This is a genomic window from Mycobacterium sp. VKM Ac-1816D (assembly GCF_000416385.1).
GTDB lineage: Bacteria > Actinomycetota > Actinomycetes > Mycobacteriales > Mycobacteriaceae > Mycobacterium > Mycobacterium neoaurum_A.
Map to the genome: position 1 here is coordinate 1 of NZ_AOHQ01000143.1, position 23,682 is coordinate 23,682.

The 23,682-nt window shown below is 67.1% G+C and carries 24 protein-coding genes and 1 tRNA gene; 4 read left to right on the plus strand and 21 right to left on the minus strand.

The features are described 5' to 3' along the window. The coding region (locus G154_RS21820; protein ID WP_237742526.1) for a site-specific integrase at window positions 1–917 on the plus strand (917 nt) is incomplete at its 5' end. A gap of 112 nt (window positions 918–1,029) precedes the next feature. Here the strand turns inward: G154_RS21820 and G154_RS21825 are convergent. Further along, window positions 1,030–1,103, minus strand: a tRNA-Pro gene (locus G154_RS21825). A 101-nt stretch (window positions 1,104–1,204) separates the two neighbouring features. Here G154_RS21825 and G154_RS21830 point away from each other — a divergent pair. Further along, window positions 1,205–2,695 (plus strand): cryptochrome/photolyase family protein, encoded by a 1,491-nt coding sequence (locus tag G154_RS21830; RefSeq protein ID WP_110807438.1) that lies wholly within the window; start codon window positions 1,205–1,207, stop codon window positions 2,693–2,695. On the opposite strand, the gene G154_RS21835 is transcribed toward G154_RS21830, so the two are convergent. The 14 genes from G154_RS21835 to G154_RS21900 form a co-directional block, all read right to left on the minus strand. Then, complete coding sequence (locus G154_RS21835; protein WP_019512132.1) at window positions 2,675–3,601, minus strand: sulfite exporter TauE/SafE family protein; 927 nt, start codon at window positions 3,599–3,601, stop codon at window positions 2,675–2,677. The two genes, G154_RS21830 and G154_RS21835, sit on opposite strands and share 21 nt — an antisense overlap. Window positions 3,602–3,809: 208 nt before the next feature. Then, a complete protein-coding gene (locus G154_RS21840) occupies window positions 3,810–4,577 on the minus strand; it encodes a sulfite exporter TauE/SafE family protein (protein WP_019512131.1) in 768 nt (255 codons plus the stop codon). Window positions 4,578–4,745: 168 nt separating this feature from the next. Then, the gene (gene der / locus G154_RS21845) at window positions 4,746–6,164 is read right to left on the minus strand and encodes a ribosome biogenesis GTPase Der (protein ID WP_019512130.1); all 1,419 of its coding nucleotides are present in this window, start codon (window positions 6,162–6,164) and stop codon (window positions 4,746–4,748) included. Continuing rightward, window positions 6,161–6,847, minus strand: coding sequence for a (d)CMP kinase (gene cmk, locus G154_RS21850; RefSeq protein WP_019512129.1), 687 nt, complete (start codon window positions 6,845–6,847; stop codon window positions 6,161–6,163). Before cmk ends, der begins: the two co-directional genes overlap by 4 nt. Continuing rightward, on the minus strand, window positions 6,844–7,587 hold the full coding sequence (locus G154_RS21855; protein ID WP_019512128.1) for a pseudouridine synthase: 744 nt from the start codon (window positions 7,585–7,587) through the stop codon (window positions 6,844–6,846). Before G154_RS21855 ends, cmk begins: the two co-directional genes overlap by 4 nt. Window position 7,588: 1 nt before the next feature. After that, a complete protein-coding gene (scpB, locus tag G154_RS21860) occupies window positions 7,589–8,317 on the minus strand; it encodes an SMC-Scp complex subunit ScpB (RefSeq protein WP_019512127.1) in 729 nt (242 codons plus the stop codon). Next, window positions 8,317–9,153, minus strand: coding sequence for a segregation/condensation protein A (locus tag G154_RS21865; RefSeq protein WP_019512126.1), 837 nt, complete (start codon window positions 9,151–9,153; stop codon window positions 8,317–8,319). Before G154_RS21865 ends, scpB begins: the two co-directional genes overlap by 1 nt. Beyond that, window positions 9,150–9,989, minus strand: a complete 840-nt coding sequence (locus G154_RS21870) for a ParA family protein (RefSeq protein ID WP_174241770.1) — start codon at window positions 9,987–9,989, stop codon at window positions 9,150–9,152. The genes G154_RS21865 and G154_RS21870 overlap by 4 nt, the downstream gene beginning before the upstream one ends. 165 nt (window positions 9,990–10,154) lie before the next feature. Further along, on the minus strand, window positions 10,155–11,102 hold the full coding sequence (xerD, locus tag G154_RS21875) for a site-specific tyrosine recombinase XerD (protein ID WP_019512124.1): 948 nt from the start codon (window positions 11,100–11,102) through the stop codon (window positions 10,155–10,157). After that, window positions 11,099–11,719 carry an NUDIX hydrolase gene (locus tag G154_RS21880; protein WP_019512123.1) on the minus strand — a complete coding sequence of 207 codons (621 nt, stop codon included), beginning with the start codon at window positions 11,717–11,719 and terminating at the stop codon, window positions 11,099–11,101. Before G154_RS21880 ends, xerD begins: the two co-directional genes overlap by 4 nt. Next, window positions 11,712–13,484: a CTP synthase gene (locus G154_RS21885; RefSeq protein WP_019512122.1), complete on the minus strand. Its 1,773-nt coding sequence runs from the start codon at window positions 13,482–13,484 to the stop codon at window positions 11,712–11,714. The genes G154_RS21880 and G154_RS21885 overlap by 8 nt, the downstream gene beginning before the upstream one ends. Window positions 13,485–13,662: 178 nt before the next feature. After that, a complete protein-coding gene (locus G154_RS21890; RefSeq protein WP_023985928.1) occupies window positions 13,663–14,592 on the minus strand; it encodes a copper transporter in 930 nt (309 codons plus the stop codon). 26 nt (window positions 14,593–14,618) lie between these two features. Further along, a complete protein-coding gene (gene steA, locus G154_RS21895; RefSeq protein ID WP_019512120.1) occupies window positions 14,619–15,803 on the minus strand; it encodes a putative cytokinetic ring protein SteA in 1,185 nt (394 codons plus the stop codon). Window positions 15,804–15,904: 101 nt separating this feature from the next. After that, window positions 15,905–16,426: a CGNR zinc finger domain-containing protein gene (locus G154_RS21900; RefSeq protein ID WP_019512119.1), complete on the minus strand. Its 522-nt coding sequence runs from the start codon at window positions 16,424–16,426 to the stop codon at window positions 15,905–15,907. 106 nt (window positions 16,427–16,532) lie between these two features. Between G154_RS21900 and G154_RS21905 the strand changes: the two genes are divergently transcribed. Continuing rightward, window positions 16,533–16,985 (plus strand): VOC family protein, encoded by a 453-nt coding sequence (locus G154_RS21905; RefSeq protein ID WP_019512118.1) that lies wholly within the window; start codon window positions 16,533–16,535, stop codon window positions 16,983–16,985. A 7-nt stretch (window positions 16,986–16,992) separates the two neighbouring features. Further along, window positions 16,993–17,874, plus strand: coding sequence for a pyridoxamine 5'-phosphate oxidase family protein (locus G154_RS21910; RefSeq protein WP_019512117.1), 882 nt, complete (start codon window positions 16,993–16,995; stop codon window positions 17,872–17,874). A 1-nt stretch (window position 17,875) separates the two neighbouring features. Here G154_RS21910 and recN read toward each other — a convergent pair whose 3' ends face one another. The 6 genes from recN to G154_RS21940 are packed head-to-tail and all read right to left on the minus strand — an operon-like array spanning window position 17,876 to window position 23,483. Then, complete coding sequence (gene recN / locus G154_RS21915) at window positions 17,876–19,630, minus strand: DNA repair protein RecN (protein WP_019512116.1); 1,755 nt, start codon at window positions 19,628–19,630, stop codon at window positions 17,876–17,878. Next, a complete protein-coding gene (locus G154_RS21920; RefSeq protein WP_019512115.1) occupies window positions 19,630–20,568 on the minus strand; it encodes an NAD kinase in 939 nt (312 codons plus the stop codon). The genes recN and G154_RS21920 overlap by 1 nt, the downstream gene beginning before the upstream one ends. Continuing rightward, on the minus strand, window positions 20,565–21,371 hold the full coding sequence (locus G154_RS21925) for a TlyA family RNA methyltransferase (protein WP_019512114.1): 807 nt from the start codon (window positions 21,369–21,371) through the stop codon (window positions 20,565–20,567). Before G154_RS21925 ends, G154_RS21920 begins: the two co-directional genes overlap by 4 nt. Before the next feature lie 19 nt (window positions 21,372–21,390). Beyond that, window positions 21,391–21,582 (minus strand): hypothetical protein, encoded by a 192-nt coding sequence (locus tag G154_RS21930; RefSeq protein WP_023985929.1) that lies wholly within the window; start codon window positions 21,580–21,582, stop codon window positions 21,391–21,393. Window positions 21,583–21,608: 26 nt separating this feature from the next. Continuing rightward, the gene (locus G154_RS21935) at window positions 21,609–22,601 is read right to left on the minus strand and encodes an HAD-IIA family hydrolase (RefSeq protein ID WP_019512112.1); all 993 of its coding nucleotides are present in this window, start codon (window positions 22,599–22,601) and stop codon (window positions 21,609–21,611) included. After that, window positions 22,602–23,483, minus strand: a complete 882-nt coding sequence (locus G154_RS21940; RefSeq protein ID WP_019512111.1) for a tetratricopeptide repeat protein — start codon at window positions 23,481–23,483, stop codon at window positions 22,602–22,604. It lies immediately after the preceding gene. Window positions 23,484–23,682 lie beyond the last annotated feature (199 nt).

Consider the following 23,682-nt stretch of genomic DNA (forward strand, 5'->3'; position numbering starts at 1 on the left):
GACCACACGGGCCAGTCAGGCCGCGTGACCGAAACTGTCTGTCACCTGATCGTGCAGCAGACCCCGGCGATGATGTGCACACCTGCCTGGCCGGGCTAATACGAGCGAGCCGCATCACGCGGCTGCGCCGGGGTGTTTACGCCCCCAGAGAAGCCACGCTGAACAACTCGCCTGCACGCGGGGTCAAAGCCATCACCGTCCGCTCGACATTGACAACCTTCCGGATGGTCATTCAGTCGTTCGTCGACCAGGGCGCGCTTACCCGAAACGTCATCGCTCTCGTCGAACGCCCGGCTGACGAACTCCCGGACGATAAACCCGAGACTTCCAAATCCTGGACGCTTGCCGAGGTCCAACAGTTCCGCACCTCAGTCCGCGACGACAGGCTGTTCGCCTGCTGGCTGCTGAGCTGTTACGGGCTGCGTCGCTCCGAGATTTTGGGCTTACGGTGGTCGGCAATCGAGGGCGACACCCTGTCGATCCGCCGCAGCCGCGTAGTAGTCGGCAACGATGCGGTTGAGGGCATGCCGAAGTCTCGTCGAAGCATTCGAGACCTCCCCCTACCTACCGAGCTGGCTTCCGCTCTATCGGAGTTGAAGCAACGACAGCAAGACGAAGCCCGCGCTTTCGGTAGTCGATGGGCCGATGACCGTTTGGTAGCGGTACGTGAGGACGGCTCCCCCATCCGCCATGAGTGGTATTCAGATGAATTTCAACGTCTCCGCCAGCGCGCTGGTCTACGCCGTATTCATCTCAAGGGGTTGCGTAACACCAGCGTCAGTCTGATGCTGGCCGGCGGTTTGCCGGTACACGTCGTCGCTGCCTGGCACGGTCACGATCCGTCGGTCTCGCTATCGATCTATTCCGACGCGCAGCGCGAGGATCTGCGCGCGGCCGGTGCCGCCCTCTTCGGCTGACACTTGGCCCGCCGTAACCCGCTTGGGACACTGTCGGGACACTGACCGAAACTCACCAAGTCCCGCAAACGACAAAACCCGCTCTGACACTGGTCAGAGCGGGTTTTCTCGGTCGGGCTGACAGGATTTGAACCTGCGACCACTTGACCCCCAGTCAAGTGCGCTACCAAGCTGCGCCACAGCCCGAGTGCCTTCCGGGATCGCCGGTAGGCGAGCGAAACTCTACCTCAGGCCCCCACCCAAATCCCAACCGCGTCATCCGTCACGGATCTGGGTACTGATCAGTGGTGCCAGACACCCGTGACGACACTCCCCTGTGGCTGTTCGCCGACCAGCTCGGGCCGGCCGTCTACGGCGGTGAGCACGCCCACCGCGAGGTGCTGCTCATCGAGTCCACCGCGGCCTTGGGCAAGCGCCGCTACCACCGCCAGAAGCTGCACCTGGTGCTCTCGGCGCTGCGCCATGCCGCCCACGACCTCGGCGACCGCGCCACCCTCATCCAGGCCGACAGCTACACCGAGGCCCTGAAGAACTTCAACAAGCCCGTCCTGGTCCACGAACCCACCTCGCACGCCGCCGAGAAGTTCGTCCACCGACTGCAGAAGCAGGGCCTGGTCACCGAGGTCCTGCCGACACCGACCTTCGCGCTGCCGCGCAAGGACTTCCAGAGCTGGGCCGGTGAGCGCACCCGCTTCCGCATGGAGGACTTCTACCGCGACCAACGTCGCCGCTTCGACGTCCTGATGGAGGGCAAGGATCCCGTCGGTAGCCGGTGGAACTACGACGAGGACAACCGCGAGTCGCCGCCGAAAAAACAGCGCACCCTCGACGTCCCGGCGCCCTACCAACCGCGCGAGGACGATATCGACGCCCAGGTTCGCCGCGACCTCGATGCCCTCGACCTGCACACCATCGGCAACGACGGTCCGCGCCTGTTCGCCGTCAACCCGGCAGAAGGGCGACGCGCGCTGAAGAGATTCATCGAACACCGGCTGCCGGCTTTCGGCCGCTACGAGGACGCCATGATGAGCCAGGACTGGGCGATGTCGCATTCGCTGCTGTCGGTCCCCCTCAATCTCGGCGTGCTGCACCCCCTGGATGCCGTCGAGGCCGCCGAGCGTGCCTACCGCGACGGCGACGCGCCGCTGGCCGCCGTCGAGGGCTTCATCCGCCAGATCCTGGGCTGGCGTGAATACATGTGGCATCTGTACTGGCATTTCGGGTCGGACTACACAGCCCACAACGAACTCGAGGCCCACACCCGGTTACCCGACTGGTGGGCCGACCTGGATGCCGACGCCGTCACCGCCGCCTGCCTGCACTCCGCGCTGGAAGGGCTGCGCGACCGCGGCTGGAACCATCACATCCAGCGGCTGATGATCCTGGGCAGCCACGCGCTGCAGCGCGGATACCGGCCCGACGAGCTCACCGACTGGTTCGCCACCGCCTACGTCGACGGCTTCCGCTGGGTCATGCCCACCAACGTCATCGGCATGAGCCAGCACGCCGACGCAGGCCTGCTGGCGACCAAGCCCTACACATCAGGCGGCGCCTACATCAACAAGATGAGCGACCACTGCGGCGACTGTGCCTACGACCCGAAGAAACGCGTCGGCGACGATGCTTGCCCCTTCACCGCCGGCTACTGGGCCTTCACCCACCACAACCGCGACCGGCTGGCCAAGAACATGCGGACCCGGCGGGCGGTGTCGTCGATGGATCGACTCGGCGACCTCGAGGCGGTGTTGGAGCAGGAGTCAGCGCGCGACCGTTTCTGACGCGACGTCTGATGCGGCCTCGTCGGCCTCGACCGGTGCGAACTTCGGTGCGCGCGACACTCGCCACGCGTAAAACACCAACGTCGCCCACACCACCACGATGACCGAGTAGATCGCCGTCGACCACGGCCACTGCACGTCGAAGAAGTGCACCAACTTCTGGCTGTTGGTCAGCACGATGACACCGCCCACGGCGGAGCCCAGCAGCGCCGGGCTGACCTTGGTGACCAACCACGCCGCGAACGGCGCGGCGATCACACCGCCGACCATGAGACCGACGACCACCGGCCAGTTCTCTAGGAATTCTTGACGCAGACCGATCAGGAAGCCCAGCGACGCCGAGACCGCGACCAGGAACTCCGAGGCACTGACCGATCCGATGACGGTGCGCGGCGCGGTCTTGCCCTGCGACAGCAGCGTGCTGGTGGTCACCGGTCCCCAGCCACCACCGCCGGAGGCGTCGATGAACCCGCCGAAAAGACCCAGCGGGGCGAGGAACTTGACGCTGTGACTGGTGCCCTTGGCACCAAAGGTCAGCGGTGTGCGCAGCGAGAACCGCAACAGCACGTACACCCCGATACCCACCAGGATGGCCGCCATCAGCGGGGCCGCATGCTCGGTGGACAACGAGGACAGCACGGTCGCCCCCAGGAAGGCACCCACCGCGCCGGGCCCGCCGAGCTTGCCGACCAACTTCCAGTCGATGTTCTTGAACTTCCAGTGCGACAGACCGGAAGCGAACGTCGTGCCCACCTCGGCCAGGTGCACCGCGGCGCTGGCCTGGGCCGCGCCCACCCCGGAGAGCACCAGCAGCGTGGTGGCGGTGACACCGAAGGCCATTCCCAGCGCGCCGTCGACGAGTTGGGCACCGGCACCGACAAGGGTGAAGATCAGAAGCGAACGCATGGCTGCTCTCGGGGATGGTGGTCACCGCACACGGGGACCGCGACGAATGGGACGCGTCAGGGACGCGGACAACACCATTCGTCGAACGCCATCAACCGGCGGGAAGGCCAGAACGGCTCGAGGGCGAACGCGTCCGACGGCGACGGCGTGATGAACACGCGATCAGCCATCTGAACAGTCCCTTCGTGAGCCGTAAACCGGAGTCAGCCTACACGGTCAACAATCGATACAGCCCGATCAATCCCACCACGACGATCACCGCGCGCAGCGCCCCGGGAGACAGCCGTCGGCCGTAGTGTGCGCCCAGGAAACCGCCGATCAGCGAGCCGATGGCGATCAGGCCGGCCGCGGCCCAGCTGATCCGGTCGAAGGCGACCACCGTGTACGCCACCGCCGCAACGATGTTGACCAGCAGCGACAACAGGTTCTTGGCGGCATTCATGCGCTGCATGTCCTCGGGCAGCAGCGCACCCATCACCGCGATCAGCAGGATGCCCTGGGCGGCGGTGAAGTAGCCGCCGTAGATCCCGACGACGAAGGTCCCGGTGATCAGCGCCGCCATCCGGCCCACGCTGATGTCGTGCACCGACTGTCCCTGGGCCTCGGCACGGCGGCGCGCCCAAGCCTGGATACGCGGGCCGATCACCACCAGCGCCAGCGCCAGCACCAGCAGCACCGGCACGACCTGTTGGAACACCTTCTCCGGCAGGTGCAGCAGCAACCACGCTCCGCAACCGGCACCCACCAGCGAGGCCGGGATCTGCCAACGCAACCGGTTCCACTGCCCGCGCAGCTCGCGGCGATACCCCCAGGTGCCCGACACCCCACCGGCGACCAGGCCGACGGCGTTGGACATGGTCGCGGTCACCGGCGGAAAGCCAAGTGCCACCAGGGTCGGGAAGGTGATCAACGTGCCGGAACCGACGATCGCGTTGATGGCGCCGGCTCCCACTCCGGCCAGAGCAATGAGGATCATGTGGGTCGTCGACACTTCGGCCACCCTACCCAGGTGCTCCGGCGCCGCTTCCAGCGCTTGGCTCCGCTAGCGCTTCGCTCCGTGCTACTGGGTCGCTCCGCTAGCGCTTCGCTGCCTGCCCCTGGGTCGCTCCGCTAGCGCTTCGCTCCGTGTCCCTGGGTCGCTCCGCTAGCGCTTCGCTCCGCCGGCCTTGGCTCCGCGCTTCTCGCGCACCCGCACGTTGATCCGGATCGGGCTGCCCTCGAAGCCGAACGTCTCGCGCAGCTTGCGCTCCAGGAACCGGCGATAACCGGCCTCAAGGAACCCACTGGTGAACAGGACGAAGGTCGGCGGCCGGGAGGCAGCCTGCGTGGCGAACAGGATGCGGGGCTGCTTACCGCCGCGCACCGGCGGCGGCGTCGCGGCAACGATCTCCTTGAAGAAGGTGTTGAGTCGGCCCGTCGGGATGCGCATATCCCAGGACCGCAGCGCCGTCTCCAGGGCAGGCACCAACTTCTGCACCGCACGGCCGGTCTTGGCCGAGATGTTGACCCGCGGTGCCCATTGGATCTGCACCAGTTCCCGGTCGATCTCCTTGTCCAGCAGGTAGCGCCGGTCTTCGTCGACCAGATCCCATTTGTTGAAGACCAGTACCAGCGCCCGGCCTGCCTCGATCACCATGGTCAGCACCCGCAGGTCCTGTTCGGTCAGCGGCACCGATCCGTCGACGAGCACGATGGCCACCTCGGCGGAATCGATGGCGCTGTGGGTGCGCACCGAGGCATAGAACTCGTGACCGCTGGCCTGACCGACCTTGCGTCGCAAACCAGCGGTGTCGACGAAACGCCAAGGCTTTCCGTCCAATTCGATCAGCGAGTCCACCGGGTCGACGGTGGTGCCCGCAATATCGTGGACCACCGAGCGCTCGTCGCCGGCCAACCGGTTCAGCAGCGAGCTCTTGCCCACGTTGGGCTTGCCCACCAGCGCGACGCGCCGCGGCCCACCGGGGCCGCCGCCGCCCACCTCGGACACCTCGGGCAGCTCGGCCAATACCGCGTCAAGCAGGTCGGCCACGCCACGACCGTGCATCGCGCTGATCGGGTGCGGCTCCCCCAGGCCCATCGACCACAGTGCGGCCGCGTCGGCCTCACCGCGTTCGTTGTCGACCTTGTTGGCGGCCAGGTAGACCGGCTTGCCCGAACGCTGGAGCTTCTTGGCGGCCGCCTCATCGGCCGAGGTGGCCCCGGTGGTCGTATCGACGACCATGATGATGGCGTCGGCGGTCTGCATCGCGATCGCCGCCTGCTCGGCGACCTTCTGCTGCAACCCCTTGGCGTCGGGTTCCCAGCCGCCGGTGTCCTGCACGACGAACCGTCGGCCCGACCAGCTCGCGTCGTAGGACACCCGGTCACGGGTCACCCCGGGGATGTCCTGCACGACGGCCTCGCGGCGGCCGAGGATCCGGTTCACCAGCGTGGACTTACCCACATTGGGCCGGCCCACCACGGCCACCACCGGGGGCGGTGCCGATTCTTCTTCGTCCGCGCCTTCTTCGAAAACGACCGAATCCCAGTCGCTTTCGTCGTTCCACGTACCGTCCTCGGTCATCGGTGCGCTCCCACCCGTTGTTCCACAAGCTCCTGCAGGTGGGCCACCACGGCGGCCTCGTCCATATCGCTGGTGTCCACGATCACGGCGTCCTCGGCGGGACGCAGCGGTGACACCGCCCGCGTCGAATCCAGATGGTCGCGGCGCTGCACATCGGCCAACACGGCCTCGTAGTCGTCACCGAGCCCGGCCGCGACGTTCTGGACGTTGCGCCGGCGCGCCCGTTCCTCGGCCGAGGCGGTCAGGAAGATCTTCACTTCCGCGTCGGTGAGCACCACGGTCCCGATATCGCGCCCTTCGACCACCACGCCACCGTCACCGGCGGCCAGCTCCCGCTGCAGCCGAACCAGATGGGTGCGCACGGCGGGTACCGCCGAGACGGCCGACACCGCACCGGTGACCTCGTCGCCGCGGATCTCCTGCGAGACGTCCTCACCGCCGAGAAATGCCTCGTCGTGGTCGGGGTCATAGCTGACCGCCAGGTCGACATCGGCTGCGACCGCTGCCACCCGCTCGGCATCATCGAGATCGACCCCGGCACGCAGCACGGCCAGCGTCACGATGCGGTACATCGCCCCTGTGTTGAGGTAGCGCATGCCCATTGCACGGGCCAAACCTCGCGACACCGAGGACTTACCGGTGCCGGCCGGTCCGTCCAGCGCGATCGTCGGTCCCGTGCTCACATTCCCACCGCCTTGTACAACTCGCCGATCTCCTTGCGGGTCAACACCCGGATGCTGCCGGGGCGCATGTCCCCCAGGTTCACCGTGCCGATATCGGTGCGCACCAATGCCTCCACCGGGAAACCCACCGCAGCCAATGTCCGGCGGACGATGCGTTTACGTCCCTCGTGCAGGGTCACCTTGACCAGCGTCTTGCCGGGCAGGGTGTCCACGACCGCGAAATCGTCGAGTGTGACCGGGCCGTCGTCGAGTTCGACGCCCTCGCGCAGCTTCTTGCCCAATCCGCGCGGCACGCGTCCGATGACGGTGGCGACATAGGTTTTGGGCACCTCGTAGGACGGGTGCATCAGCCGGTGCGCCAGCTCACCGTCGTTGGTCAGGATCAGCAGCCCCTCGGTATCGGCGTCCAGCCGGCCGACGTGGAAGAGGTTCTTGTTACCGCGCACCCGGTGCTCCACCAGATCGCCGACACAGGGCCTGCCCCGGTCATCGGACATCGTGGAGTGCATGCCGCGCTCCTTGTTGATGGCCAGGTAGACCAGATCCTCGTTGACGATGACGCGGGTACCGTCGACCCGGATATCGGCGTTGTCGGGGTCGACCCGGGTGCCGAGCTCGGTGACGATCCGGCCGTCCACCTCGACGCGGCCGTCGAGGATCATCCGTTCGGCCACTCGCCGGGAGGCAATCCCGGCTTGTGACAACACCTTCTGTAAGCGGACACCGTCCGGCTCGTTCATGTCAGTCCTTGTCCACGTCGATGCCGGCGGGCGGCTCGGGTACGGCAGTCGCGGCGCCGAGTTTGGCGAAGCGCGGCTCATCGTGCAGGTTCTCGCTCAGATCGTCGATGACATCGACATCGGGCAACAGTGGTGCGATATCGGGCAGATCCGCCAACGACGACAGCCCCAGCCGCTCCAGGAACAGCTCTGTGGTCGCGAAAGCGACTGCCCCGCTGTCGGAATCGGTACCGGCCTCGGTGATCAGACCGCGCGCCAACAGCGTTCGCATCACGGCGTCGACGTTGACGCCACGGACCGCGCTGACCCGGGCACGGGTGACCGGCTGTCGGTAGGCGACCACGGCGAGGGTCTCCAGCGCCGCGCGGGTCAGTTTCGAGCGCGCCCCGTCGAGCAGCAGCCGCTCCACATAGGGCGCGTACCGGGCGCGGGTGTACATCCGCCAGCCGCCGCCGGCCTCGCGCAGATCGATACCGCTGTTGCGCTCGGTGAGTTCGGCGGCCAGCTGGGTCACGATGGCGGCGATCCGGTCGGTCGGCTCACCGGTGGCCGAAGCCAGCGCATCGAGTGACGCCGGGGTATCCACCACCAGAAGCAGGGCTTCCAACACCGACCGCAGTTCGGCATCGTCGAGGGGTTCGTTCTCCGACTCGGCGTCCGTGCCGTCGGCCGGACCGAGCTCGCCGATATCGGCGGCGTCCAGCTCGGTGTCGGTCACATTGTCGGTCATCAGTCTTCTTCCACTGCGGCTGCCAGGTGTTCGTTGGTTGGCCGATCCCCGGTCCACGAAACCTGGAGCACACCGAGCGGTTCTACTTGCTCGAATGCTACCGCCCTGGCCCGGTAGAGCTCCAACAGCGCCAAGAAGCTACCGACGATCTGCATCACGTCACACCCGTCGACCAGATCACCGAAGGACGCCCACCCCCCGATCCCGCGCTGCTCCAGCAGACCCATCAGGCGCATGGCCTGCTCGGGTACCGATACCGGCTGCACGTGCAGGTGGTCCAGCCGCACGCTGGGCACCGGCCGCGGGGTGAACGCCGCCGCCGCGATCTGAGCGAAGCGATCGGCGTCCACACCGATCATGACCTCGGGTAACAGCTCCTCGAAGCGCGGTTCCAGGGATACCGAACGCGGGTAACTGCGCAGCGCCGCGGCCTCCAGCTCGGCGAACATCAACGCGACGTGTTTGTACGCGCGGTACTGCAGCAGTCTGGCGAACAGGAGATCGCGGACCTCCAGCAGCGCGAGATCCTCCTCGTCGTGCACCTCGCCGGCGGGCAGCAGCCGGGCCGCCTTGAGGTCCAGCAGTGTGGCCGCAATCACCAGGAAAGCGGTGGTCTCGTCGAGTTCGAGCTGGCGGCCGATCTCCTTGGTGTAGGCGATGAACTCGTCGGTGACCTGATGCAGCGCCACCTCGGTGACGTCGAGGCGGTGACCGAAGATCAACTGCAACAGCAGGTCGAAGGGGCCCTCGAAGTTGCTCAGCCGAACCTGGAAGCCCGCTTTGGCCTCACTGGTTTCGGACGCCTCGGCGGTCGCGGGAGCTGTGTCGTCGCTCACGAACCGAACCGGGCGATGACCTCGCGGGCCAACGACCGATACGCCACGGCCCCAGTGGATTTCGGCGCCCACGTGGTGATCGGCTCACCGGCGACACTGGTCTCCGGGAACCGTACGGTACGGGTGATCACGGTGTCGAAGACCAGATCGCCGAAGCGCTCGACAACCCGTGCCATCACTTCGCGCGCGTTCACGGTGCGCGGGTCATAACGGGTGACCAGGATGCCGCTGATGTCCAGTTTGGGGTTGAGCCGGTCGCGGACCTTGTCCACGGTGTCGGTCAGCAACGCCAGCCCGCGCAGTGAGAAGTACTCACACTCGGTCGGGATGATCACCCCGTCGGCGCAGGCCAGGCCGTTGACGGTGAGCAGGCCCAGCGACGGCTGGCAGTCGATGAGGACGTAGTCATAGCGGTCGAGGACCGGGTAGAGCGCCCGCGCCAGCGACTGCTCGCGGCCGACCTCGTTGACCAATTGGATCTCCGCCGCGGACAGGTCGATATTGCTGGGCACCAGGTCCAGACCGCTGACGCGGGTCTTGATCAGCACCTGGTCGATCGAGACGCGCGGCTCGATCAGCAGGTTGTGGACCGTGTGGTCCAACTCGTAGTGCGGCACACCCAACCCCGCCGACAGCGCACCCTGCGGGTCCAGGTCGACCAGCAGCACCCGCCGGCCGTATTCGGCCAGGCTGGCACCCAGATTGATGGTCGATGTCGTCTTGCCGACGCCGCCCTTCTGGTTGCACATGGCGATGACCTTGGCCGGACCGTGGATGGTGCGGGGCGCCGGTTCCGGGATCTCTCGGACGGGCCGTCCGGTGAGGCCCAGCTCCACCTGCGGCTCGATGCCGAGGTTCAGGCTGCCACCGCCGCCGACGTCGTCGCTCACGGCGCAGCCACCGAGGTCAGGCGGCACTCATCCATGGCGAACATCGCAGCAGAGTCTAGCTGTGCACAACCCGCCGTGACGGCAGACCCGCTGGCTATGCCCCCGGCGACTTCAGCGCGCCCGGGGGTGCGCCCCGGCCCACACCTCGCGCAGCGCGCTGACGGTGACCAGTGTGTAGATCTGGGTGGTGGTCACCGAGGCGTGACCCAGCAGTTCCTGCACGACGCGCACGTCGGCACCGCCTTCGAGCAGGTGGGTGGCAAAGGAGTGCCGCATGGTGTGCGGGGAGACTGCCGAGGCGATCCCGGCGGCCGCGGCCGCGTCCTGCAACACCTGCCAGGCGCTCTGCCGGGACAACCGGCCGCCACGGGCGTTCAGGAAGATCGCGGGGGTGCCCTTACCGCGCCGGGCCAGCTCCGGGCGGCCCCGCACCAGGTACGCGTCGAGTGCGCTGATGGCCGGCCGGCCCACCGGGACAAGTCGGTCCTTGCCGCCCTTTCCGCGCAGCAGCACCGACCGGTACTCGGTGTCGACATCGTCGACGTCCAGGCCGACGGCCTCGGAGATGCGCGCCCCCGTGGAATAGAGCAGCTCCAGCAGCGCCCGGTTACGCAGGCTCAGCGGCCCGTCGGCGTCCCGGTCGCCACCGGCAGCCTCCAGCAGGGCCAGCACCTCGTCGACCGACAGACTCTTGGGGAGGCGCCGCGAGGGGGTGGGCGGCTTCACCGCGCGCGCGACGTCGACCTCGACGACGCCCTCGATGGCCAGAAACCGGTGCAGGCCGCGGACGGCGACCAGCGCTCTGGCCGCCGAGACCGCCGACAGCGGGACCGCACCGCGGTCGGGATCGCCTTTGCGCAGCGCGACGAGGAACTCACTGACATCGTTCTCACCGACCGCACGGAGGTCGACGATGCCGCGACCCTGCAGATACTCGGCGTAGCGGCGCAGATCGCGCCGGTAGGAACTGATGGTGTTGGCCGCGACCCCGCGCTCGATGGCCAGGTGGTCCAGGTAGCCCTGCACCTGATCGTCGAGCGCGCCGGTCGCGGTGGTCACCGGTGGTCCTGCCGCGCGGCGAAAGCGGTGGGACGGTCCAGCCACGGCGCATCGACAGGACGCAGCGCCGATCGGTCGGGTGCGGCATTCGCGGCCAGAATCCCGGCGACGGCAATCGAATTGACGATCTCACCGCTCAGGACGCGGCGCACCGCATCGGCCAGCGGCACCCACTCCAGCTTCAGGTCGGCCTCTTCGTCGTCGGCCTCGGGACGGCCGATATCGGACAACCCGGTGGCCAGGAACACCCGCACGCTCTCATCGCTGAAGCCCGGCGAGGTCACGATATCGACCAGCACCGACCAGTTTTCGGCTGCCAGGCCGGCTTCCTCGTGCAGCTCGCGGGCCGCCGTCGACGCCGGCGGCTCACCACCCATGTCCAGCAGTCCGGCCGGCAGTTCCCACAACCGGCGGCCGACGGGATGGCGGTACTGGTAGACCATCGCGATGCGGTCGTCGTCGTCCATCGCGACGACGGCGACCGCACCGAAGTGTTCGACCACCTCGCGGCGGGCACTGTGCCCTCCGGGCATCTGCACATCGTCGATGCGCAGCGCGAGGATCTTGCCGACGTGCGCGGTCTCACTCGCGCGGGTGACGAACTCGTGCTCAGCCACGCTGCGCCGGCTCGGGCGAGGGCTGATCCGCGTCCTCACCATGCTCGACACCGTGGCTTGAGCGTTCCACGTCCTCCAACGGAAGTCGTTCGGCGGCCTTGTAATCCAAGGCCGCGCCGATGAACGCCGCGAAGAGCGGATGGGGCCGGGTCGGCCGGCTCTTGAGTTCGGGATGGGCCTGCGTGCCGACCAGGAACGGATGCACGTCGGCGCCGTACTCGACGAACTCGACAAGGTGCCCGTCCGGTGAGGTTCCGGAGAACTTCAGGCCACTCTCGGCGATGCGGTCCCGGTAGGTGTTGTTGACCTCATAGCGGTGCCGGTGCCGCTCGGAGACCTCGGTGGCACCGTAGGCCGCCGCCACGATCGAGTCCGGCTGTAGCACCGCCGGGTAGGCCCCCAGCCGCATGGTGCCGCCGAGGTCGGCGTCACCGGCGACCGCATCGAGCTGATCGGCCATGGTGGCGATCACCGGATCCGGGGTGTCCGGATCGAACTCGGCCGAACTGGCCTCGGTCAGGCCGACCGAGCGGGCGGCCTCGATGACGATGCACTGCAACCCCAGGCACAGGCCGAGCACCGGCACCCCACGCTTGCGGGCGTACCGGATGGCACCGATCTTGCCGTCGATACCGCGGATGCCGAAGCCACCGGGAATCAGCACACCGTGCACACCGTCGAGCGCGGCGATCGCGCCGGCGTCGAGCTCGCAGTCATCGGAGGCGATCCAGTCGATCTGCACCTTGGCGTAGTGCTTGAAACCACCCGCGCGCAGCGCCTCTGCGACGGACAGATAGGCATCGGAAAGGTCGATGTACTTGCCCACCAACGCGATTCGCACCGTCTCACGAGGCTCGTGGACACGCTGCAGCAGATCGTTCCACTGCGTCCAGTCGACGTCGCGGAAGGGCAGGTTCAGCTTGCGCACCACGTAGGCGTCGAGTTCCTCGCGGTGCAGCACCTTGGGGATGTCGTAGATCGACGGGGCGTCGGGAGTGGAGATGACGCCGTCGATGTCGACATCGCACATCAGCGCAATCTTGTTCTTCAAGCCCTCCGGCACATCGCGGTCGCAGCGCAGGATCAACGCGTCGGGACTGATACCGATGCTGCGCAATGCGGCCACCGAATGCTGGGTGGGCTTGGTCTTGAGCTCACCCGAGGGGGCCAGGTAGGGCACCAGCGAGACGTGCAGAAAGAAGCAGTTGTCGCGACCGACCTCGTGGCGGACCTGACGGGCCGCCTCCAGAAACGGCAGCGATTCGATATCGCCGACGGTGCCGCCGATCTCGGTGATGACGATGTCGGGCCGGTTGCCCTGGGCGTCCGGCTCGGCCATTTCCAGGATGCGACGCTTGATCTCGTCGGTGATGTGCGGGATGACCTGGACCGTGTCGCCGAGGTACTCGCCGCGGCGTTCCTTGGCGATGACCGTGGAGTAGACCTGTCCGGTCGTCACGTTGGCCGAACCGGACAGATCCCGGTCGAGGAAACGCTCGTAATGCCCGACGTCCAGGTCGGTCTCGGCGCCGTCCTCGGTGACGAACACCTCACCGTGCTGGAACGGGTTCATGGTGCCCGGATCGACGTTGAGGTAGGGATCGAGCTTCTGCATGGTCACCTGCAGACCGCGTGCGGTGAGCAGCTGGCCGAGGCTACTGGCCGTGAGGCCCTTACCCAGCGACGACGCGACACCACCGCTGACGAAGAGGTGTTTGGTCGCAGTCTGCGGGTGCTTCCGTAACGGTTTGGCATGGCCGGGCAAGTGCAACCTCCGTGGCGATGGGGCGAATAGGTTTTGGCCTATTCAGGGCCTGCCGACCCACGGAATCTCACCTTAACACCAGCGCGGACATGCTGATACTGACGCGCCGTAACCCGGGGCGAGCGGAGCGACGGGAAATCAACCCCGGGCGAGCGGAGCGACGAGATGTATCCCTGCGTTACTGCGGCACCGTGACCGACGTCGCACCCTGGCCGATGCCATACCGGCCGGGCTGGCTCCCGCGCAACAGATCACTGAGGGCCAGCGCGGTGGTGATCCGCCCGGATTCGGCACCGATATCGTCGACGGTGGTCACCGCGTTGGACAGCGCCGCATCCGATCGGGTAACCGCCACCGCCGCGGTCCCGGTCGCCGAACCGTCGCGGCCGGCCAGCACCGTCCCACCACCGTGCGGTGCCAGCGCCCCGGCGAACCGCGCGACCGTGGCGCCCCGGTTGCCCGCGTCGTCGCCGAGTGAGCCGCCGGTGATGATCACCGCGGTGTCGGCGGCACCGATCTGCCCTTCATAGGTGATGAATCCGGTGTCGCGCAGGGTCTGCAGGACGACATCGCGCTGATCATCGGGCACGGCCGGATCCTTGCCGGACAACAGGGCGATGCCCAACAGGTCACCGGCCTGCGAACCTTGGTCGACCGAGGTGGTGGCGAGCTGCCGACCGACGGGAACGATCGGCGAGTTGACCACGGACAGCAGCTTCTCCGAGGAGTTGGCGTCCACGAATTGCGGTGTCAGGGAAATGGTTCCGGTGGCAGTCCCACCGCCCTGGGTGACCATCCGAGTGACCGCGTCGACATCGTCGTCCGCGGCATCGGGGGTTCGGAACATCACCACCGAGGTGCCGCGCAAGGTATCGCGCAGCATCCGCGGAGCCATCAGCGCATCGAATTCACCGGCTGCGCTCAGCTTTTCGTTGAGCTCATTCTTCTCGTCGGTGAGCGTCTCAATTTCGGTCCGCAGATCGGCCTTGTCGTTGCGCAGTCCCGACAGCACGGTATCGGCAAAAAGGCCCGATCCCAGGACCACGCCCACAGCCAGCGCCAGGAAAACGGCGGCCAGCGAAATGGCATGTGAGCGAAGAGAAATCACGATCTGCTCCCGTCAACTGAGAATGGCTAGGAAACCAGGCCCTGCACCCAGATCAGGAAACGGTTCCAGTAGTCGACAACCCAGTCGATGACCGCGGCGTCGGCCTGGGTCACCCACAGCGCTACGATGACCGCCAGCAGCATCGCCAGCACCAGTAGGGCGATCGCGCCGCCGGAAACCCGACTGCGGTACAGAGTGGAGACCGCCTTGGCGTCCACGAGCTTCTCGCCGACCTTGAGCCGGGTCAGGAACGTCGAGGGATTGCTCTGCTGGCGTGAACGATCGAAGAACTCCTCGATGGTCGCACTGTGCCCGGCGGTGACGATCAGCGAGGCGCCGTGGTGGTGGCACAACAGCAGCGCCAGATCCGCAGCCGATCCGGCCGCCGGGAAGGTCATGGCCCCCACACCGAGATCCTGGATGCGCTCCAGGCCGGGTGCATGCCCGTCGGCGTCGGCCGGCAGCACCACCTGGGCGCCGCAGCGCAGCGCGTCGGTGCTGATGGAGCTGGGATCGCCGACGATGAGCGCCGGGCGGTAGCCGGCCTTGCGCAGCAGGTCTGCACCGGCCCCGACACCCACGAGCACCGGCTGGTACTCCTTGATGAACGGTTTGAGCGCCTTGAGATCATCGGCGGCCGATGCACCCTCGGCCACGACGACGACGTGGCGCCGGTCCATGTCGACGTCGATGTCGGGGATGCCCATGCCGTCGATCAGCAGCGGACTCTCGCTGCGGATGAACTCGATGGTGTTGCCCGCGAACGCCTCGAGATGGGCGACCAGACCGCTCTTGGCCTCCACCATCAACTCGTGGATCTCCAGATCGGTGCGCTCGGCACCCAGACCGATGCGGCGGTCACCGGAGTAGACACCACCGTTGTTGAGCCGGATCTTGGCGCCGTCCTTGATCTTCTTGAAGATCTCCGGCCCCGCCTCGTCGATGAGGACGATGCCGTTGGCGACCAACACCTCGGGACCCAGATTGGGATAGCGCCCGGAGATCGACGGTGAGGCGTTCACCACACCGGCGACCTCGGCTTCGACGAGCGCATCGGCGGTGATGCGATCGAGGTCCTGGGCGTCGAGGACGACGATGTCGCCCGGGCCGATACGGCGAAGCAATCGGTCGATGTCGCGATCAACGCGGGCCGTACCGATGACGCCCGGCTTTGAGCTGGCATTACGCGATAGCAACGCTGACATCTTCATGGAGCCGATTCTGGACTCGAACCCTCAAGTTGAGGTGGAGGCGCGCCGTAACATCAGCCCCAGTAGTTTTCTTTTGTCACAACTGCAACACTGAAACGGTGTCAGTCTCGCTTCGCCGAATAGTGCCTGGCGGCCTTCGCCCGGTTGCCGCAGGCGGCCATCGAGCACCATCTGCGGGTGCCGTTCTTCGAGGTGTCGTGAAACCACAGGACACAGTTCTCATGGGCGCATTGCTTGATTCGGTCCGGGGCCCGGGTGAGCATTCGCAGCAGATCGTCGGCGGCCAGCCACGCCGATAACCACTCCGCGCTGTCGACCTCCGGTTCGTCTTGCGGCCCGGTAGTGGTGAGAGTGCGGCGGAGGCGACCGTGATCGAGCACGGTGTTCAGATCGTCGATCTCGCCGTGGGCGACGGTTCGCAGGACCGCCTCCCGTGCGCACACCAGTGCGATACGCGCCTTCTCATCGGCCGGACAGCGCTTTTCGAGCCCGTTGGTGGTGAGCCAGCAGCGTAGGCCGTCCACATCGGCGAGAAGGTCGCGCAACTCGCCCGCCGACATCCAAGTGGTGTTCAGCAGATCCAGCGCAAGTGGTTCACCGAGGAGCGGACGCGGATCGCGCATACCGCATTCTAGCGCGATAACCGGTAAAACCATCTTTGGTGGTTGACCATAGCCCCATCGGAGTCTAACCTTTGAAATTGATTACACCGGTTAATGGAGGTTTGGTATGACCACGGCACAACTCGCCCCCGGCCACGTCGGCATCAACGTCACCGACCTCAGTCGGTCCATCGACTTCTACCGGCGTGCACTGGGCTTCGAGTCGTTGCACGTCAACGACGATGGTGACCGCAAGTTCGCCTTCCTCGGGCTCGACGGCGAACTGCGCGTGACCCTGTGGCAACAAAGCGCAGGCGCGTTCTCCACCCGCACTCCCGGTCTGCACCACCTGGCGTTCTTGGTCGACAGCATCGATGATGTCCGCACCGTGCAAGCCAGGCTCAAGGACCTCGGCGTGACGTTCACCCACGAGGGCGTGGTCGCACACAGTGAGGGCACGCCGTCAGGCGGGATCTTCTTCACCGATCCCGACGGGATTCGGCTCGAGGTCTATACGTTGGACGGCGTGCACAACGAGCCTGCGCCCCACGGCGAGTCGCCCACCTGCGGTTTCTTCTGAGCTCGCCATGACCGTCTACCACGCGGGTGAGCTGGCGGTGCAGCACCGCCTGGGCCAGAGCGATATCGCCCGCCGCCTCAGCAGGATGGTGCGCGACGAGATACCCGCGGCGGCAGCGGATTTCCTGACCGAGCAACCGATGGCCGTCCTCGCCGCCACCGATGACGCCGGCCGGGTCTGGGCCGGTCTGATCACCGGCCCGGTCGGCTTCATGCACGCTGATGACGGCGTCGTCACCATCGAGGCGCTGCCTGTCCCCGGCGATCCGCTGCACGATGTGCTGAACGGCCGCCCTCGGCAGGTGGGCATGATCGCGATCGAGCCGCAGAGCCGGCACCGGATGCGCATCAACGGCATCGCGACGGCCACCGGTACCGGGCTGTCCATTCATCCCGATCAGGTGTATTCCAACTGCCCGAAGTACATCTCCCGCAGGCATATCGAGAGGGTCACGGCCCCGCCCGCACGGCGCGATCTGCGCAGGACCGATGCCCTCGACGACACCATGCGGCGCCGGCTCGCCGAAGCCGACACGTTCTTTGTCGGATCCGCCGACCCCGACGGCAACGCCGATGCCTCACACCGCGGTGGGAATCCCGGCTTCCTGGAGGTCCTGTCCCCCACTCGGCTGCGCTGGCCCGACTATCGGGGCAACTCGATGTTCATGACGCTGGGCAACATCGCCACCAACTCCAGCGTCGGTCTGCTGATCCCGGACTGGGACACCGGAAGCACCCTGCAATTGACCGGGACGGCCGAGATCGTGTGGGAAAGTGCCGAGGGTGTCCAATGTTTCGTGGAGTTCGACATCGCCGAGGCGGTCGAGATCTCCGACGTCAGCCCGTTGCACTGGAGCACCGCCGCGCTGTCGCCGGCCAACCCGGCCTGATTCAGCCTTCCCCGCGGTCGCGCTGGGCAGACTCCCACAGCTCGCGAGCATGTGCGCGTCCACTGTCGGTATCGCCGAGGCCCGCCAGCATGCGCGCCAGCTCGGCCACCCGCTCCTCGTCGTCCAGCCGCACCACCCTGCTGGACTTCGGTCCGCTCTCGACGACCAGATGGGTGTCGGCATACGCGGCCACCTGGGGAAGATGCGTGACGACGATGACCTGATGGGTCCGGGCCAGCCGGGCGAGCCGGCGACCGATCTGAACGGCGGCGCGCCCGCCCACACCGGCGTCGACCTCGTCGAACACCATCGTGGTGCCCTCGTCGGAGGCCGAAAGCACCACTTCCAGAGCGAGCATCACCCGGGACAACTCACCGCCCGATGCGCTCTTGGCCAACGGCAGCAGCTCGGTGCCCTTGTGTGCGGCGAAGCCGAATTCGACAGCGTCCACGCCGTCGTGGCCCGCGTGTGCGGCGGTGCCGTCGGCCAAGGTCACCGGCGCCGAATCGTCGGCGCGGGCGGGCAGCGCAGAGACCGAGATGCCGAAGTCCGCCCCGGCCATCGCCAGCCCGGACAGCTCGGCAGATACCGCCTTGGCCAGTCCCTTTGCGGCCTTGGTGCGCGCTTTCGTCAGGTCGGCGGCCGCAGCGACGACCGTGGCGTGCAGTTCGTCCACGCGGGCCTGCAATCCGGCGAGCGCCTCCTCGGACACGTCGAGTTGGGCCAGCCGGGTCCGTGATTCCGCCGCCCAGGCCAGGACGCCGTCGATATCCGGGGCGTACTTACGGGTCAACCCCCGCAGCTCGGCCTGACGGGCCAGCTTGGATTCCAAGGTGCTGGCATCACTGGGCAGTTCGGCAAGGAAATCGCCCAGCTCGCTGGACACGTCGCCGATCACGGCGACCGCCTCGACCAGCCGCTCGCCCAACGCCTGCAACGCTGCGTCATCAGTGGCACTCAACGTGGCTCTGGCCTGAGCAACACCGTTTGCGGCCGAGGCAGATTCGGAACCGTCATCGTCGATGGGACCCGCCAACCACCCCCGGGCCACCGCTGCGGCATCGCGCAGCGCATCGAGTTCGGAGAGCCGGCGGATATCGGCGACCAATGCCTCGTCCTCACCCGGCGACGGGTCCACGGTGTCGATCTCGTTGAGCCCGAAGGTCAGACGGTCCGACTCCATCGCCAGTTCGCGCGCGCGCTCGGTGCGGTCGGTCAGGTCCCGGCGGGCGGCCAACCACTGCTCGCGCGCCGCGCGATATCGCCGCAACGGCGCGGTCACATCGGCATAGCGGTCCAATGCGCCGCGTTGCTCGTCGGGACGCATCAGGCGCAGCTGGTCGTTCTGCCCGTGCAGGGCCAGCAATTCATTGGTGAAGGTGCTCAACGACTTGGCCGGCACGCTGCGCCCGCCGAGGTACGCCCGAGACGGCCCCTCCCGGTTCACCGAGCGCGCGGCGATCACGCTGTCGTCGTCATCGCGCTCGGCACCCGACGATTCCAGGATGTCGTCGATCCGCGATGCCACGTCGGCACCGAGTTCGGTGGTGCTGAACCGGCCCTCCACCACCGCCCGGCCGGCGCCGGTGCGCACCCTGCTGGCATCGGCGCGGGCGCCGCCGAGCAGATGCAAGCCGGTCACGACCATCGTCTTACCGGCCCCGGTCTCACCGGTCAGCACCGTCAGGCCGCGGTCGAACTCTGCGGTCGCCGAGCTGATCGCACCCAGCGACTCGATTCGGATTTCGGAGAGCACTACTGGCCGCGCCATCCCTTGACCGGCAGCCGGAACTTGCGCACCAGCCGGTCGGTGAACGGCGCACTGTCCAGGCGAACCCACTTCAACGACGTACCGCAGCGGGTCACTTCCAGACGTGCCCCGGCAGGCACCACCATCTTGCGTCTCCCATCGCAATAGGCAATCGCATCATTACCACCGGCTTCGACCTCGATGGCGATGGACGCATCCGGACTGGTCACCATCGGGCGGGCGAACAATGCGTGAGCGTTGTTGGGTACCACCAGAATCGACTCCAGATCGGGCCACAGAATGGGTCCCCCCGCGGAGAACGCGTAGGCCGTCGAACCCGTCGGCGTCGATACCAGCACACCATCACAGCCGAACTGCGATACCGGGCGCCCGTCGACCTCGAGCACCACCCCCAACACACCCAGGCGTGGGCCCTTCTCCAGGCTCGCCTCATTGAGTGCCCATCCGCGGTCACACACCGCACCGTCCTGGCGGACCGCGACGTCCAGTGTCATGCGCTGCTCTACGCGATAGTCCCTGGCGATGACGTGATCGAGCACCTTGTCGATCGCGTCGGCCTCCGCCTCTGCCAGGAAACCGATCCGGCCGAGATTGATTCCGAGAACCGGGATCTCGACATTGCGGGCGAGTTCGGCAGCGCGCAGGAAAGTACCGTCACCACCGAGGGCGAGAACCAGCTCGCATCCCTCGGCGGCCTGCTCGTCGGCATCGACGACGTCGATGTCGACGCCGAGGGAACGCATCTCCCCCGGCGCCAGGTGCAGTGAACCTCGGTCGACGGCTTCGGCCGTCAGCACCCGCAGCGCGATGCCATGCTCACCGAGCACCTTTTCCACCCGGCGGGCGGTCTCGGTGGCCTCTTCGCGCCCGGTGTGCACCACCAACAGGATGGTGCGGCCCGGGCTCGATTCCTGTGAGGTCATTGCGGCCCTTCGTCGATCGCTTGCTGGATGGTCCGTTCGAGATCGGCACCGGTCAGTGCGGTGTCGTCGCCGGTGCGCAACCGGAGAAAGAACTCCACGTTCCCGGACGGCCCCGGAAGCGGGCTCGCAGTGACAGCCACTGCGTGCCAATGCAATTGCGCGGCTCGCTGCGCAACAGCCAGCACCGCCTCGGCGCGCAGAGCGGGATCGGAGACCACCCCACCAGCACCGACCCGGTCCTTGCCGACCTCGAACTGGGGCTTCACCATGGGAACGATATCGGCCTGCGGAGAGGCACAGGAGGTCAGCGCGGGCAGCACGGTGGACAGCGAGATGAAGGACAGATCGGCGACGATGAGGTCAACCGGTCCGCCGATCAGGTCCGGGGTGAGCGAGCGGACGTTGGTGCGTTCCAACACCTGCACCCGGTCATCGGAACGCAGCGACCAGGCCAGCTGCCCGTATCCGACATCTGCCGCCACGACCTCGGATGCGCCGCGGTCCAGGAGCACCTCGGTGAATCCACCGGTGGACGCCCCGGCATCCAGGCAGCGCCGACCGGTGACGGAAACTCCGAACGCGTCGAGCGCACCGATCAACTTGTGCGCGCCACGCGACACCCACACCCGTTCGTCGGCGGCGACGGTCAGTTTGGCGTCGACGGCGACCGTGGTGGCCGGCTTGGCGGCCGGCATTCCGTCGATCTGCACCCGGCCGGCCGAGATCAGTTCCGCCGCCTGCTGGCGCGAGCGCGCCAGCCCCCGCCGGACCAACTCGGCATCCACCCGTGCACGCCGCGTCATCGGATCGCCGTCATCGGAATCACAGCCCCCGATTCGCGTCGCCTCGGCCCTCCACGGATTCCAGAGCACGTACCAACAGGTCATGCGCCTCTTCGAGGCGTACGGCCACCGCATCGATATCGGCGTCTTCCAGCCCACCGGCTTCTAGGTCTGGCAGATCGGCCAGCAGCGCCGCGATACCGGCGCGGATCTGCTCGGGTTCGGTACTCATATCGCTGATCACGCTAGCCGATGGGCTCAGCCCAGCAGCGACCAGCGGTGCAGCGCCGATCGCGCGGTATCGTCACCGGCCTCGATCACGAGTGCCGACGCCGACCACACGGCGTGGGCAGTGGCGCGCACGATACTGAGGTCATCCGCCGTAGCGACCCCGGTGGACCGCACGGTCGCGGTCGTGCCGTCGATATCGACCTGCCAAGCCGGGTGCGCCGCGATGCGCAGGTCGTCGGCGGCGGTATGCAGAGACCGCAGGTCCTCGGCGAGGAAGTCGGGTCGACTACCGGCCGCCGCCCGCACCATGTCGGCGGCGTCGTTGACCCCGGTCAGGACCATCAGGCTCGGCAAGCCCGCGGCATTGGCGCCCTCGATATCGGTATCGAGACGGTCGCCGACCACCAGCGGTGTGCCGAAATCCCCGCGTGCCAGTGCGTCCTTCATCAGGCTCGGTGCCGGCTTTCCGGCAACCTGGGGTTCGGTGTCGGTGGCGGTACGCAACGCGGCGACCATCGACCCGTTGCCGGGCAACAGCCCGCGCTCGGAGGGCAATGTGCGGTCCACATTCGCGGCCACCCAGAGCGCGCCGGCCCGGATGGCCAGGGCAGCCTCGGCAAGAATGGACCATCCGGTGTCCGGGTTGTGGCCCTGGACGACGGCGACGGGATCGGCGGCGAACGTGCGGACAGGCTCGAGACCGACAGCGGCGATCTCGGCGGCCAGTGCGTCCGTCCCGACGATCAGGACCGCAGAGCCGGCGGGCACCTGTTGGGCGACCAGTCGTGCCGCACTCTGGGCGCTGGTGACGACATCCTCATCGCGCGCGGTGAACCCGAGCTCGCCGAGATGCTCGGCCACCTGGGACGCCGAACGGGACGCGTTGTTGGTGACGAAGAGGGCCCGGGATTGCACGGCCGCCAGACTGTCCACGGCCCCCTGGGTGGGTTCGTGTCCGCGGAAGACCGTGCCGTCAAGGTCCAGGAGCAGGCAATCGTGCTCCTGCGCCAGCGAGGCCATCTAGGTGAGCTCGGCGAGTCGTTCTTCGGCGTCGGTGACGCCCTCGACATCGGCCGCCGCGGAATTGATGAAGGCCTGGACCGCCTCGTCCGCACGGCCCAGTGCGAGCAGAGTCTCGGCAGTGGCGTAGAACAGCCGGGCACTGGTGGTCCCGGGTCGAGCAGGATCCGGCGGCGGGCTCGACAGGATGGCCAGCGCCTGCTCATGCTGACCCAGATCGGAGCGGGCGCCCGCGACGACCATCCGCAATTCCTCGGCGTCGTCACCGGTTAGCTCGTCGGCTTCGGGACCGCGCGCCAGCTCGATCGCCCGTTCCGGGCGTCCGACCCCGCGCTCACAATCGGCGATCAACGGCAGTAGTGCGGACTTGCTACCCATCCGCCGCGCGGCGCGGAGCTCGGCCAACGCCTGTGCCCAGTCACCGCAGTAGTACGCGGCGATTCCGACGGCCTCGCGCACCGCGGCGATCCGGCCCGAACGGGCCCGCGCGGCCCGCGCATGCTCCAGCGCCGCAGCGGGATCCTCCTCGAGGAGCTCACCGGCCGCCACCAGGTGACGGGCGACCACATCGGCGGTCGACTTGTCGAGAGTGATGAGCTCGCTGCGGATCTCCGGGGCCAGCTGCTTTGCCTCGATCTCGTTGGGGATACGCGGTCCGGTGGTGATGTTCTCGCTACCGCCCCGAAAGTCTCGGCGCGGACCGTCCGACCGTGGCGGCTTCGGCCGGTCGCGTCCACCGCGACGCGCGTAGCCACCGCTGCCGGAACGCTGTGCACCGTCGGCGCTCGAGCGTTGACCGCTGTTCCCTCCGGAACGCGGATTGTCGCCCGGGGCCCGGCGCTGCCGCCGATCGTCGCTGTTGCCTTGTCTGTCCTCGGCCACAGTCGCCTTCCTGATTGATCAACCGTCTCGCAGAAAGGATAGCCGGGAGTTGGCTAATCACGACAGTTGCAATGAATACAACCAATTATTACCAATGAATTCGGTCAATAAAAATGGCTGATAAATGGTCATATATGCACAAATGCCTCGGCCCTCCAATGTGTGTTGGAGGGCCGAGGTCAATGTGTGTTCGGCGGTG